Annotated in this window: 13 protein-coding genes, 1 tRNA gene and 1 pseudogene; 8 read left to right on the forward strand and 7 right to left on the reverse strand. The window is 54.8% G+C overall.

The window, feature by feature from the left end; genetic code table 11:
• Positions 1-21 precede the first annotated feature (21 nt).
• From ACEWZM_RS01760 to ACEWZM_RS01770, 3 genes are all read right to left on the reverse strand, one after another.
• Positions 22-633 carry a LysE family translocator gene (locus ACEWZM_RS01760; RefSeq protein ID WP_414004808.1) on the reverse strand — a complete coding sequence of 204 codons (612 nt, stop codon included), beginning with the start codon at positions 631-633 and terminating at the stop codon, positions 22-24.
• 61 nt (positions 634-694) lie between these two features.
• Positions 695-913, reverse strand: coding sequence for a helix-turn-helix transcriptional regulator (locus ACEWZM_RS01765; RefSeq protein WP_414004809.1), 219 nt, complete (start codon positions 911-913; stop codon positions 695-697).
• Between the two features lie 3 nt (positions 914-916).
• Entirely contained in the window at positions 917-1,366 is a 450-nt protein-coding gene (locus ACEWZM_RS01770; protein WP_414004810.1) for a hypothetical protein, read from the reverse strand.
• Between the two features lie 401 nt (positions 1,367-1,767).
• Here ACEWZM_RS01770 and ACEWZM_RS01775 point away from each other — a divergent pair, with 401 nt between their 5' ends.
• From ACEWZM_RS01775 to ACEWZM_RS01785, 3 genes are read left to right on the forward strand one after another with little or no spacing between them, the layout of a single operon-like run.
• Positions 1,768-2,202, forward strand: coding sequence for a recombinase family protein (locus ACEWZM_RS01775; RefSeq protein WP_414004811.1), 435 nt, complete (start codon positions 1,768-1,770; stop codon positions 2,200-2,202).
• 46 nt (positions 2,203-2,248) lie between these two features.
• Positions 2,249-2,872: a recombinase family protein gene (locus ACEWZM_RS01780; protein ID WP_414004812.1), complete on the forward strand. Its 624-nt coding sequence runs from the start codon at positions 2,249-2,251 to the stop codon at positions 2,870-2,872.
• On the forward strand, positions 2,869-3,330 hold the full coding sequence (locus ACEWZM_RS01785; protein WP_414004813.1) for a DUF4265 domain-containing protein: 462 nt from the start codon (positions 2,869-2,871) through the stop codon (positions 3,328-3,330). Before ACEWZM_RS01780 ends, ACEWZM_RS01785 begins: the two co-directional genes overlap by 4 nt.
• Before the next feature lie 166 nt (positions 3,331-3,496).
• Here ACEWZM_RS01785 and ACEWZM_RS01790 read toward each other — a convergent pair.
• Both ACEWZM_RS01790 and ACEWZM_RS01795 read right to left on the reverse strand, forming a co-directional pair.
• Positions 3,497-3,581: transfer RNA gene (locus tag ACEWZM_RS01790), tRNA-Leu, on the reverse strand.
• A 120-nt stretch (positions 3,582-3,701) separates the two neighbouring features.
• Complete coding sequence (locus ACEWZM_RS01795) at positions 3,702-5,363, reverse strand: NAD(P)H-hydrate dehydratase (RefSeq protein ID WP_414004814.1); 1,662 nt, start codon at positions 5,361-5,363, stop codon at positions 3,702-3,704.
• Positions 5,364-5,543: 180 nt separating this feature from the next.
• On the opposite strand from ACEWZM_RS01795, the gene ACEWZM_RS01800 reads away from it, so the two are divergent.
• The 3 genes from ACEWZM_RS01800 to ACEWZM_RS01810 all read left to right on the forward strand — a co-directional run bounded on the left by ACEWZM_RS01800 (position 5,544) and on the right by ACEWZM_RS01810 (position 9,006).
• Entirely contained in the window at positions 5,544-5,882 is a 339-nt protein-coding gene (locus ACEWZM_RS01800; protein ID WP_414004815.1) for a P-II family nitrogen regulator, read from the forward strand.
• 95 nt (positions 5,883-5,977) lie between these two features.
• Complete coding sequence (glnA, locus tag ACEWZM_RS01805) at positions 5,978-7,384, forward strand: type I glutamate--ammonia ligase (RefSeq protein ID WP_414004816.1); 1,407 nt, start codon at positions 5,978-5,980, stop codon at positions 7,382-7,384.
• Between the two features lie 527 nt (positions 7,385-7,911).
• Entirely contained in the window at positions 7,912-9,006 is a 1,095-nt protein-coding gene (locus tag ACEWZM_RS01810) for a hypothetical protein (protein WP_414004817.1), read from the forward strand.
• A gap of 25 nt (positions 9,007-9,031) precedes the next feature.
• Here ACEWZM_RS01810 and ACEWZM_RS01815 read toward each other — a convergent pair whose 3' ends face one another.
• A complete protein-coding gene (locus ACEWZM_RS01815; protein ID WP_414004818.1) occupies positions 9,032-9,799 on the reverse strand; it encodes a heme-dependent oxidative N-demethylase family protein in 768 nt (255 codons plus the stop codon).
• Between the two features lie 185 nt (positions 9,800-9,984).
• Between ACEWZM_RS01815 and dddP the strand changes: the two genes are divergently transcribed.
• Positions 9,985-11,337: a dimethylsulfonioproprionate lyase DddP gene (gene dddP, locus ACEWZM_RS01820; protein ID WP_414004819.1), complete on the forward strand. Its 1,353-nt coding sequence runs from the start codon at positions 9,985-9,987 to the stop codon at positions 11,335-11,337.
• A gap of 767 nt (positions 11,338-12,104) precedes the next feature.
• Positions 12,105-12,272: pseudogene (locus tag ACEWZM_RS01825) on the forward strand (ATP-grasp domain-containing protein); the annotation flags it as partial.
• Between the two features lie 256 nt (positions 12,273-12,528).
• Here ACEWZM_RS01825 and ACEWZM_RS01830 read toward each other — a convergent pair.
• Entirely contained in the window at positions 12,529-13,089 is a 561-nt protein-coding gene (locus ACEWZM_RS01830) for an NUDIX hydrolase (protein WP_414004820.1), read from the reverse strand.
• Positions 13,090-13,116: the final 27 nt, after the last annotated feature.

A 13,116-nucleotide genomic window follows, 5' to 3' on the forward strand; every position in this document is an offset into this window, starting at 1 on the left:
TTTGTGAAATATCTTGCGCCACTATTTCAGTGCAACTGAAACACCTGCCCCTAAAAAGACAGTGCCTGTGACCTGGTGAAGCCGCTTCTGCAACTTTGGGGTCGCAAAGAACTGGCGGGAACGCGCGATGAGCCACATGTAAGTGCAATAAACCGCAAAAGAGACAGCAACAATGATCGCGCATATCGCCAGAAATTCCGAAAACCCGATAAGGGAGATGTCGAAAAAAGTTGGTAGAAATGCGCCGTAAAACAAGATCGCCTTGGGATTCCCCAGCGTAACTGCCGCCCCAAGGCCAACATCTCGAAGATCGGAGCGAGCGCCCTGACGTTCAACCGAAATTACCTGGCCCGCTTGTTTGATGGTGTTGTAACCCAGCCAAAGCAGATAGATCGCAGCCGCATATTTGACGATTTGAAACAACGGCCCCAATGCTGTGGCAATCGCGGACAGCCCTACGATCGCCAACCCCAGAAACAGAAAATCGACAAGCACCAGACCCACAACAACCATAGCCCCTGCCTTTGCCCCGGACACGATGGATCTCGACAACACAGCCGCAAGGCCGGGACCGGGGGACATCGCCAGAAGGCACATCCCCGTTGCGAAAGCAAAGTAAGCGCTGAAACTCATGTTTTTTTGCTCCGTGATTTAGAGTAGGCCGACGCAATCGCGCGCCCGCATTTGAATGGGCTTAGTTGGCGTCATGGACATCAAAGACCTCTTCAAGCGGCTTGTCGAACACGCGGGAAATCAGGATTGCCAGCTCAAGCGTTGGTGAATATTTGGCCTTTTCTATCGCCACTATGGTCTGTCGCGTGACCCCCACTTTTTCGGCAAGGTCTTTCTGTGTCATTTCGTCGGCATCAAATCGCAGCCGCCGGATTGAATTGGTGATCTTGAGCTTTCCCATGCCTCAATACCCACGACGATAGCTGGCGAACTTGACGAAATCCGCAGCCAAAGCCCCCAAGGCCATACCAAAGTAGACGATGTTGAACCCGACTAAGGCTGAAGCGCCGAGTGCCAAGGCGATTACGGCACTGACAAAACCCGCCCCTGCGAAAGTGATTATGGCGAGACTGCCGCGACGTTCAAAAAGCTTGTCACGCTCGTCAACGACGAAACTCGGTTTGGACTCATTTGTGATGATCGCAAAACCAATGTTGAACAGGACGGTACCGATGATCGTGCCAACAACGCCCAAAGGGATCAACCAGATCACCAAACGAGCCCAGTTGTTTACGGCATCGGGGCCATCAAACAATCCCGACGCATTCATTTCCAAAAGTCGCAGGATTACGAAAGCACTGACAGCAAGATTCACTAAGATCGAGACAACGGTATTGCGATCTTGATATGCCATCCTGATGCTCCTTGATGCGCGACGCCTGTGTAGTGCATTGTCCATTCCGTGTATGCCTCACCATACTAGGTGTAAAGTATTTTTTACACAAATTTGGACAGACCGGGCGTAGAAACGAGGCAAATATCGCCATTTTCTGCGTCAAAACGCACTGCCAAGCACTTGGATTGATTGCTTGAAATTACCCCTCCGACAACCATCCGATGGTTTAGATATCGCGTCCATATCTGAGGCGCACGGTATACTCATGCAAAAAGAGGACTCATGATTAGCTACATCACTATCGGGTCAAATGACCTTCCTGCTGGCTTTGTTGCACAAGTCGCCGGCCTCAACCGCTACACCTCTCTTGGCATACCTGTAACAGAGGTCGTAGGATAAATCCGTCCGGGAAAGGGGAAGTGCGCTCACACCCCGATTTGTGCAACAAAGCCGGTCTGGAAGCTCGACAGGCTGGGCCGAACCCTGATGGGCATACTTGGCTCGATGCCATCTTCGAGGTCAACAACGTCACACTGGTGAGCCTGACAGAGCGTTTTGACCTCGCAAGCCCGATGGGCAAGGGCATGTTTCACATCATGGCCTCTCTTGCGCAGATGGAGCGCGACCTGATCAGAGAGCGCACCATAGCAGGCCTCAAAGCGGCCCGTGAGCGCGGCGCGCGTCACGGCAGGCCGCAGACAATGACACCCGAACGGATGGAGAAAGCGGCAGAACTTGCCCTGGCGGGCGTCTCGACAACCAAGATCATCCCCGTCATGAAGGTAATGGCCGCTCATAGCATCTTGCGCAAAGCCGTGGAATCTAGAAAGTCACTTTGGGTATACCCAAAATAATCCACAGCCCAGACACCACAAAGCTGATTTCCCTTGTCCATTTTGGGTGGTTCGTGAGAAACTGGACAGAAATGAGCATAGGCACCCCCAAAATGAACACCCCGCCCGCATAGGCTATGCGCGCACCTCGATGGTAGAGCAAAACCTCGATGCGCAGATCGCAGCGCTTGAGGCTGCGGGCTGTACCATGGTCCGCACCGAGCAGAAATCAGGCGCGAGCCTCAAAGACCGGCGCGAGCTGTCCACGATTCTCGACTTCATCCGCAACGGCGAAACTTTGGTCGTGACCCGCATTGACCGCTTGGCCCGGTCCATGCGCGATCTCCAGATCATCGTGGACCGGCTCAAGCAGAAAGGCGCACACCTTGTGGCCACGGAACAGCCTGTCGATACCTCGACAGCGGCAGGTAAGGCTTTCTTCGACATGCTGGGTGTGTTCGCTGAATTTGAAACCAGCCTGCGCCGGGAACGCCAAGCCGAAGGTATCGCCGCCGCTAAAACCAAAGGCATCTACAAGGGCCGCCCACCCAAGATCGACATGGACGATATCAAGCCACGCCTGTCAGACGGCGAACGCCCAGTAAACATAGCCCACGATATGGGCGTCGCGCGAAGCTCCGTCTACAAAGCAAAGGCGGAGACAGTTGTTGATGGCGGAGTGAGCCAATGACCAACGACACGGCCATGGAGAAGGTGCACTTTAATCTCGGTCCCGGCGAATGGCACAGCTACGAAACGGAAAGTGTGTGGGCCAGCGATCTGGGAGGCGGGGTGTTCCGATTAGAAAACACACCCTTTTTTGCTAAAGGCGCGAACTTCGAAGACAGCTTCACGACCGAATTGATTGGCGCACAACGGTTGGCCAAACAAGCAATCACACGCTCTGGCCGATCCACCTACCGCATCTCGCTTATCCAGAATGAGCATCAAGTGTCGCGGTTCGAGGATTACTGGAGCCCCATGGAAAAGCTAGGGTGCCGATACGAACATGGAGACTTCGGCTTCCAACTATTCGCCGTAGATGTTCCCGCTTCCACAGATGTGAAAGCTGCATACGCTTTGCTCGAACGCGGGGAACAAAATGGCATCTGGGATTTTGAAGAAGGCCATTGCGCACACGGCAACTAGCCTTCCGTTTCCACACAGTCTGCATGAATTACGCACCGTGCGGAAAATATGCGTAAACGAATACACATTTCTGCACACCATGGGTAGTCACTCAGGTCACCAAAATCCGTAACCATATTGTTTTGTAAGAATAAATATTCAAACACGTTCAGTTCTGTTTGAATGATGGTGCGGGTGAAGGGACTCGAACCCCCACGCCTTGCGGCGCCAGAACCTAAATCTGGTGCGTCTACCAATTCCGCCACACCCGCATCCTATCAGTGGGCATTCCCACCTTGCCGCGCTCAATAGCAAAGCTTTTCAGCGGATGCAAAAGGGAAAGCGCAGGTTTCTGACAAGTTTTTTCATTTGTGGATGTCTACGCAGAGAGCTTACAACGTCAACTTATGAAAAACCGCCGGGATTTGCTCCGGCAAATCCTCAGCAATCAGGCCGGGGCCAAATTCAAGCGCACAATCCACATGCAGATAGGCCGCAGTTTCGGCTGCTTGCCTAGGGCCGAAGCCACGTGCCAGCAATCCGGTGATGAACCCTGCCAACACATCTCCTGACCCGGCCGTCGCAAGCCACGGAGAAGACCGGTCGTATTGAGCCGAACAGATTGAGCAAAGCCCATCCGGCGTGGCAATTACCGTATCCGGCCCCTTGAACAGAACCACGCACCCCGCACGTTTTGCTGCATCACGCGTGGCATCGATCTTGGAATAGGCTGGGCCTTTGATTGCAGGCATAGTCAGCCTTCCGGTCAGATCACGGAACAGCCTTGCAAATTCACCAGCATGGGGCGTCAATACGCAATGTTCGTGTAGGGCTACAAACAAGACCTCTGGATCCGGCTCGAACTGTGTCAGCGCATCCGCGTCCAGAACGGTGGCGCGCCGCTCTTTCAGCGCCGCCATCACCAACGCTTGCGTCTCCTTCCCCAGTCCGAGCCCAGGGCCAAGGCAGAGAGCGTTAATCCGGGTATCCTTCAGCAGCTCTTCCAATCCAATTGCGCCCTCAATCTGGCGCAACATGATCGCGGTAAGCTGGCAAGCGTTTTCCATCATTGCCGAGGGCGGTGACCCAACTGTGACCAACCCCGCCCCGATCCGCAAAGCCCCTCTTGCTGCAAGACGGGCAGCGCCAGTTCGACCAATACCTCCAGAAAGCACAAGCCCATGACCGTGGGTGAACTTGTGTTCGTCTCTTTCTTTGGCAAGATAAGGCGATAGGTTATTTGCGTCGACGAGGTCCACTAACTGCCTACCCAGACCTTTGCCATCGTTTAGACCATGGAAAGCGTTCAGCGCCGCTCGAGCCGCTCCGCCCCATTCAAAACCTCCTAGCCCGATGTCTATAACCCGAACTTTCCCGCAATAGCTTTGCGCGTCACCAATGAAATGGCCGACGCGGGGCCGATGGAACGTGACGGTAAGCCAACTCCATACAGCTCCGTAATGGCTGCAAAATGCGCGACCGCTGTCCATACAAAGGCCCGTAGGCGCATCAATTGCGACCATGCGATTGAACGTTCTCCCTTCACAATAGAGCGTCGTCAGCGGTTCCAGAACCTCACTGGCAGGGCGGCGTGTCAAACCTGCACCAAATACCGCGTCGACAAACAACTCAGCCGTTTCCCTTGCTATTTGTTCTGCTATCCATGGACGAACCAGGTCAGCCACATGGTCGTGGTTTACCTTTGCATCCGGCGGTAGCTTGTTCGGGTCTCCATAGAGGTAGACGACAACCTCCCACTTCTGCTCATGCAGGAGCCGTGCCACAACAAAACCGTCACCGCCGTTGTTACCCGGCCCACACAAAACGACGGCCCGTGGCCCGTCATCTTTCTCCAAATACTCCGGGGAGCGCGCGGGGTTGACCCCTCGCTGGTCTGCAACGGGCGCATTCGCCAGCTCTGGCCATTCTTCAAAAATAGCCCCAACCACCCCCTGCCCGGCCCGTTCCATCAGCTCTAAGCCCGTCACTTTACCGGAGCTAATAGCCGTCTGTTCAATGGCGCGCATCTGGGCAGCGGTCAGCAATTCGGTCATCTCTCGGGCCCTCTTCACACGCACAGATTCACAAATGCGCATAAATCAGGCATTGCGCCTATTTTTTAAGCAAGCGCGATGAAATCATGCGCAGTTTCACTACAGGAATTGCGGCTTTTATTGTCGTCCCTGAGTAGAAGTGATCTGACCTCTCTCGACAAGGTTGCGAGGAGCCCCGTGATGAAAAAAATCGAAGCCATCATTAAGCCGTTCAAACTGGACGAGGTAAAGGAAGCCTTGCAAGACGTTGGAGTGCAGGGCCTGTCAGTGATTGAGGTCAAAGGCTTTGGCCGTCAGAAGGGCCATACCGAGCTTTATCGTGGTGCCGAATATGTCGTCGACTTTCTGCCCAAGGTAAAGATCGAGGTGGTTCTGGACGACGATCAGGTTGATGCCGCGATTGAAGCAATCGTCGCCGCGGCCAAAACCGACAAAATCGGCGATGGCAAAATCTTTGTCTCCCCCGTCGAGCAGGCTATCCGTATCCGAACCGGCGAAACCGGCTCCGAGGCTCTTTAAGAGTCTGACCAAAAGTACGCTGGTTTTCCCCTGCTGCTGGTAGGCGGGACAAACCAAACACAATCAAGATTACAAGATCAGAAGGACCATTGGAAATGAGCGCAGACGCAGTTCTGAAGATGATCAAAGACGAAGATGCGGCCTATGTCGACATCCGTTTTACCGACGTGCGGGGCAAGCTCCAGCACGTGACCGTTGACGTCGACCTCGTGGACGAAGATTTCATCGAAGAAGGTTTCATGTTCGATGGTTCTTCCATCGCAGGTTGGAAGTCGATCGAAAACTCCGACATGAAGCTGATCCTCGACACATCCTCGGCCTATGTAGACCCCTTCTATGCCGAGAAGACTATCTGCATTCATTGCTCCGTTGTTGAACCCGACACCGGCGAAGCCTACCCCCGTGACCCGCGCGGTACCGCTCAGAAAGCAGAAGCTTTTCTGAAGGCGTCTGGCATTGGTGACGTGGCATATATGGGCCCCGAAGCAGAATTCTTCCTGTTTGATGATGTGCGCTTCTCCAACACCATTAACAAAGTGTCCTTTGAGGTTGATGCAACCGACGCCTCCTGGAACACCGATACAGAATACGAAATGGGCAACATGGGCCACCGTCCGGGCGTTAAGGGCGGCTACTTCCCAGTGAACCCGATCGACGAATCCCAGGACCTGCGTTCCGAAATGCTGTCGACCATGAAGCGTCTTGGCATGAAGGTGGACAAGCACCACCACGAGGTTGCGTCCTGCCAGCACGAGCTTGGTCTGATCTTTGACAGCCTGACCAAACAGGCCGATGAGCTGCAGAAGTACAAATATGTGATCCACAATGTGGCACACGCCTACGGCAAATCGGCAACCTTCATGCCCAAGCCGATCTACGGTGACAACGGCACCGGCATGCACGTTAACATGTCGATCTGGAAAGACGGCAAACCGCTCTTTGCCGGTGACAAGTACGCAGATCTGTCCAACGAGGCTCTGTATTTCATCGGTGGCATCCTGAAGCACGCCAAAACGCTGAACGCGTTCACCAACCCGGCGACCAACTCCTACAAGCGTCTGATCCCCGGGTTTGAAGCTCCAGTTCTGCGTGCCTACTCTGCCCGCAACCGCTCTGGCTGTGTGCGGATCCCATGGACCGAGAGCCCGAAGGCAAAGCGCGTCGAAGCTCGCTTCCCCGATCCGGCGGCCAACCCTTACCTCTGCTTTGCAGCACTTCTGATGGCTGGCCTTGACGGCATCAAGAACAAGATCGATCCGGGCGAAGCCATGGATAAGAACCTCTACGATCTGCCTGCAGAAGAGCTGGCTGATATCCCAACCGTCTGCGGCAGCCTGCGTGAAGCGCTGGAAGCGCTGGCTGGAGATCATGACTTCCTGCTGCAAGGCGACGTGTTCACCAAAGACCAGATTGAAGGCTATATCGCCCTCAAGATGGAAGAGGTGGAAACTTACGAACATACGCCGCACCCCGTTGAATATGGCATGTACTACAGCTGCTGATCCCTGATCTACAGGCTGACTGGGCGTCCCCTTCTTTGGGGGCGCCCTTTTCGTTTGGCAACCATCGCTCTTGTCACAACCTCAAAGGTAGCGCTGGACCTGTCTCGTACCAGGTCGTCACACGCGCCTCACGGATAGCATGATGCACGCGACTGCGGATCTGCTCGCTGAATGCATGCTCGTTTTTCAACTTTGACTGATGTTCGAAACCGCCTGGGCGAAGTCCTCAGGGAAGATACGGTTAGTATTGCTACCATCATCCATGCGGAAACATTGCCTCCGATATACGCCGATTTGTAATAGCTGCGGCATCAATATGGCCGTCCCCCGCCGCTATTTCGCCCAAATCCAAGTGAGATAGATGCCTAACAGAATTTTTATGTTATTGTTTTCAAAGCCTTAAAGGCAATGCAAAACAATCGTTAAAATAGAAAGGATTTTTTTACGCTTCGGCTCCTATCGCCTCACTTTTCTCTATTTCAAATTTTAACTTGATTACTGAAGCACCTGAGCGGAGGACCCTGACGGTGACACAGGTAGATCAGTACAAAGGCAAGCTTGGCTTTGAGGCCCGGCACCCGGATGCATTATCCAGCGGCTCTGCCGCAGTAGTCAGCACATTGGAAGAATACGGCCACTGCGTGCGCCGATTTCAGTCTCGAAGTTCCAACCTGGTCCATCTTGACTGTGACCACTACAGGATCGACTTGCGCTATCGCCGCCACCCGATAAAGCCGACAGAGGCGACCACAGCTGACGCAGATGCTACCGAAGCCCCTCTGCGTAGCTCGCTCAGCGTGACGTTGGTCCCAAATTACCCCGATCATTGTGACGTGGAACTGAGCGAACTATTGCTGGCAGTAATTCTGCATCGGTTGGTCGAAGATCTAGAGGTCGCGACTGTGGATTGGATGCACGTACCTTTCACCCTGACACGCGCAGCCTTTCTGGGTGCCTTTGAAGAGGCGGGAAATCCTGTAGCGGAAGCCACAGAAATTGCCGAAACCGCAGAGCAGGAAACAGAAGTAGAAGCGATGCTGAATATAGGCTTCGATATGGCCGACCTCGAAGCCGACCCCTTTCAGCAGATAGATAGTCAGACCGAAAGCGTGATTGAACCCCGAGCTGAGGGACAAGCACAGCCTGCACCGCCTCGTTACGCACCAATTGATGCCGCACTTGACACGCCTCCCACACGGGTGCCGGACACCCCCAAGGACCCGGTCCAGTCATTGGTCGGCGATGCCAGACCAACGCATCCTGCACGAATGCGAGGGAAAGCCTGCTTTGAACCGGTGGACGTTACCGCCGAGCAGCTCTCAGAACATTGCACCGCCATGCTGCAACCCTCTGAGGCACCCGCCATTGGACGCCATGCTGTTGATGCCCGGAAACGCGCCCGTGCCCGTGCCACAGCGGTTCTAAATCACAGGCGAGGCTATCATGCCAGTGTTGCGGGTCTTGGCAGCTTGCTGGCGGCAATGCCACAACGGATAATTGCAGCGACCTCACATGCTCTAAGCAATCCGCAACGACGGGGGAATCTACGCAGCCACTTGCATATCATCTGCGGCTCTGTCGCCCTGCTCGCTCTACAAAGCTCGGCCGCCATCGCCTTCTGATCGCTTTGATAGCGGCTGCCGATTGCTAAGACGATCCAACTGGTGCCCCCCATTGGTTGAGAACATCTTCTCGTGCCAAGACACTGGTATGGATGCTGAAAACAACGGCGCGACTGTGCGGCAATCGAAGGATCGTCTGCCGCTCGGTTCGGATAAATGGAGCGGTATCCGCTCCCGGTCGTGGCCGGTCACCACTTGGACGGCGCGGCTGATGCAAGCTGGCATCGGCGTACCATAGCGTATTAAACCGCCACATTGGACGCCCAACCTGCACTCCGTCAAAAAGCCGCTGCACCCGCGCGGCAATACCCGCATCGTAACTGTCGACGGGCGCATGAATGGCAATCAGCGGGCGCATGTATTTTTGGGCCAGGCTCCAGTTCGCCGGAAAGCAGACGACGGCTCCCGTCAGCACGTGTTCATCCGCGCCTTCGGGTTTCTCCAGAATACAAAAATCCTGCTGAGCAATCAGTCCGAGCGTACCCAGCGGGTCGCGCCAGTCCAGCGCTACCTCTACGCCGTCTGGCCGTATTACAGTGCCAGAATCTGCCGCATCAGGATAAAGCTGCGCGACCACCACCCCCAACAGTTCTTCTGCCGCTGGCACCGCTTCAGGCGCGCATTGCAGCACCTCTGTGCGGTGCCGCCCCAACAAGCGCGCACGCTCCGCCATCTGCGCAGCAAATGCATCGTCAAAATAGAGCCAATCCGCAGGCTCAAGCGGCTGAATACCCGGAAGCTTGCGGCTCTCCAGCGGATTATAGGACAGGCGGGTCTGCAGAATCTCAGTCATGTCACTTTGTAGCAAGCAAATCGCGCCGCACCACCCCTGCGCGCATGCGTAAGCAACCGTCTGTGCCGCCCCCTCGCCTGCAGCAGCCGGTCTGAAAACGACCGCCCGCTCCGTCGCAATTGGGGGCGACGCGGTCAAAACCTCCGCGCCACATTGGACATAGCTGTCCAGAGACGGAGCCGCAAATGAACGAATACTACCGCGACACCCGCAAGATCGATCCGACATGTGGGGCCACGCTTGGAGACAATACCCCAAATGATCAGAACCGGGTTGAAATCGGTCCGACCCAGCTTGCCTATCGCGAATGGGCCGCTGCCGGACTGCAGCTCCCCGATCTTCAGGCGATGCGCCTCTATCGCTGGGAGCGATTGACTAAGTTCATCAATGATCGCGGCTATGCCGGACTGCTGGTATTTGATCCAATGAACATTCGCTACGCGACGGATTCCACTAACATGCAGCTTTGGAACACTCACAATCCATTTCGCGCACTGTTGATCTGTGCCGATGGCTACATGGTGATGTGGGACTACAAGCAGGCTCCGTTTCTAAGCGAATTCAACCCCTTGGTACGTGAACAGAGGGCGGGTGCAGACCTGTTTTACTTTGATCGCGGCGACAAAGTTGATGTGGCTGCCGACAATTTCGCCGACGAGGTTCACGAGCTTCTACGAGCCCATAGCGGCGGCAATACCCGGATCGCCGTGGACAAGATTATGCTGCATGGCCTGCGCGCGCTGGAGGCACAAGGACTAGAAGTCTTCCCCGGCGAAGAGCTGACCGAGAAATGCCGCGCCGTCAAAGGCCCTGATGAAATCCTCGCAATGCGCTGTGCCAATCACGCCTGCGAGACCGCGGTTGCCGAAATGGAACATTATGCCCGCACCGCCATCCCCGGCGGGAACATCAGCGAAGATGACGTCTGGGCCGTACTCCATGCCGAAAACATCCGACGTGGCGGTGAATGGATCGAAACACGCCTGCTGACCTCTGGGCCGCGCACAAACCCTTGGTTTCAGGAATGTGGTGGGCGCATCATCCAGAACAATGAAATCGTCAGTTTCGACACCGATCTTGTCGGCTCATACGGGATCTGTATCGACATCTCTCGCAGCTGGTGGATCGGCGATCGTCCTCCGCCTGCGGACATGGTCTATGCGATGCAGCATGCAGTCGAACATATCCAAACAAATATGGAGATGCTCAAGCCCGGCGTGAACCTGCAAGACCTGTCGCGCAATTGCCATCCGCTGGACAAACAGTTCCAGAAACAGAAATACGGCTGCATGATGCACGGCGTAGGCCTGTGCGATGAATGGCCATTGGTGGCCTACCCCGATGCGATGGTAGAGGGCGCGTTTGACTACGAACTAGAGCCCGGCATGGTACTCTGTGTCGAAGCGCTGGTCGGCGCAGAGGGCGGGGATTTCTCCATCAAGCTGGAAGATCAGGTGCTGATTACTGAGACCGGCTATGAAAACCTCACCACTTACCCCTTTGACCCGGCCCTGATGGATACAACAAGCCGGGGGTGAGGCAGCAAACAACTGGCGCCTCACCCTACTCCTATACAATAGCTGGTGCAGGTTCCGGCGGTTGGGCTCTGACCGCAATGATCGCTCTAAGCCCACACCCACAGCGCCAAACACGTCCCTGACGTCTGCTGTTGTGCATTTGGCAGAATAATGCTCTCCATATGAGGGCTGATAGCACAAGAACTGAGCGCAAATATACGCAATGGTTACTTCAGGATTTCGAGGACACTCGGAAATTGGCTGATGCGCTTGATCAACTTGAAATCCCGTACACATGGCACAAAGTTGTCCCATTCGTCGGAGACCTTACACCGGAACCCACTATCAATGACACAAACGCTGCGGTGATGTTCGGTTCTTATACCCTTTGGCGATACGCAAAGGCGAAGAACCTCAAACCCGGCGTTTTCATGATCAGGCCATTTGTGCATGAGACACCTCGGCATCCGTTTCTTCTGAATGGCGCTGACGCACTTTTCCGGACACTGCGAGACGTTCCCGAACAACGACCTGATGACGGGAAACTCTGGTTTCTGCCCCCGTAGTCGACAGCAAAGAAAAACCAATAAATGTCAGGCCTACTTGTGAAATCAATGACCTGACCAACAGGGTACTCGCGCTCGAAGAACGCGGGTACCAAACAGCTCACTGCGTCACGATACTGAACTGATGTTCACCAAACCGGCACGCATCCTTAAAGAGTGGCGCCATTTGGTCGTTGGAGACGAGGTTATCTCACCTTCTCCCTCAATAAAGAGGTTACCCGCGTGGCTTACCGGGATGAAATTGATGAGGATGCTTTGAAATTCGCCAAGCAGCTGGTGGAAGCAAACCCAAAATATGCGCCCACCTATGTCATCGATATATGTCGGAGCAACGATGGGTTGAAGATGCTTGAAACGAATTGCATCAATGCGGCGGGTTTCTATGAAGCCGACTTATTGAAGCCGATGTCATCAATCAACGGGTGCGTGGCTGGTTTAAGTGAGAGGTCGACGTTTTTACATGTGGAACTGCATGTCGCTTCGTTTGTTCGCGTGAGCTTTTTTGGGGGCCGCTCCCAAAGATCTCCCGGGGCAATCTATCGCTTTTGGCCTTCCCAGGATACAATCCTGGGCCCGCGCTACACCATTTGCTGCAAAGGGTTGAAAGAGTTTCCCCGCTTGTTGGGCCATTGCACCTCTGGCGCGATCAAGCGGTTTTGCATTCGAACCGATCAATTTTGTCCTGCAGAACCAGAACACTATCTGCAGAACTGTACTTCGACAGCTCTACCAGAGGGACCCATGCCAAGGCTTTTGATTCCGCACTCGCACGGATTTCACCGGCCTCGGCACGAAACAAGTAGCGCACATCGTAGTGCAGATGCGCGTCCTCGCGGGTATTAGCCGGGATCTCGTGGATATCAATATCAAACACCTTATCCGACAGCAGGCTGATCCGTATTAGCCCGCTTTCCTCATAGGCTTCTTTCCAGGCGGTAAAGCAGGCATCCGCGATACCGTCACAATGTCCCCCTAGCTGCAGCCAGCGATCAAGCTTGGCATGATGGGTGAGCAACACAGACTTCAGATCTGGAGACAGGACAAATGCCGATCCGGTCACATGGCCGGTTGCGGGATCACGCTCAAATGCTTTGGCCTCCGCTGCGCAGAACGCCGTCAAGCGCTGCCACATCTGGTGGTCGCGGGCAGTCTGAGGCGCAAACTCTCCGATACCGGCACATCGCTCGATTATTCGTAATGTTGTCAATATCCCTCACCTTCGCGTGACGTTGCA

The organism is Phaeobacter cretensis (genome assembly GCF_047372505.1).
In the GTDB taxonomy this organism is placed as follows: Bacteria; Pseudomonadota; Alphaproteobacteria; order Rhodobacterales; family Rhodobacteraceae; genus Phaeobacter; species Phaeobacter cretensis.

What these genes read in the sequence shown, in the direction of transcription:
- ACEWZM_RS01800 (WP_414004815.1), top strand. Translation starts at nt 5,544, where the DNA reads ATGAAAAAAATCGAAGCCATCATTAAGCCGTTCAAACTGGACGAGGTA.
- ACEWZM_RS01760 (WP_414004808.1), bottom strand. Translation starts at nt 633, where the DNA reads ATGAGTTTCAGCGCTTACTTTGCTTTCGCAACGGGGATGTGCCTTCTG.
- dddP (WP_414004819.1), top strand. Translation starts at nt 9,985, where the DNA reads ATGAACGAATACTACCGCGACACCCGCAAGATCGATCCGACATGTGGG.
- ACEWZM_RS01785 (WP_414004813.1), top strand. Translation starts at nt 2,869, where the DNA reads ATGACCAACGACACGGCCATGGAGAAGGTGCACTTTAATCTCGGTCCC.
- glnA (WP_414004816.1), top strand. Translation starts at nt 5,978, where the DNA reads ATGAGCGCAGACGCAGTTCTGAAGATGATCAAAGACGAAGATGCGGCC.
- ACEWZM_RS01770 (WP_414004810.1), bottom strand. Translation starts at nt 1,366, where the DNA reads ATGGCATATCAAGATCGCAATACCGTTGTCTCGATCTTAGTGAATCTT.
- ACEWZM_RS01765 (WP_414004809.1), bottom strand. Translation starts at nt 913, where the DNA reads ATGGGAAAGCTCAAGATCACCAATTCAATCCGGCGGCTGCGATTTGAT.
- ACEWZM_RS01795 (WP_414004814.1), bottom strand. Translation starts at nt 5,363, where the DNA reads ATGACCGAATTGCTGACCGCTGCCCAGATGCGCGCCATTGAACAGACG.
- ACEWZM_RS01815 (WP_414004818.1), bottom strand. Translation starts at nt 9,799, where the DNA reads ATGACTGAGATTCTGCAGACCCGCCTGTCCTATAATCCGCTGGAGAGC.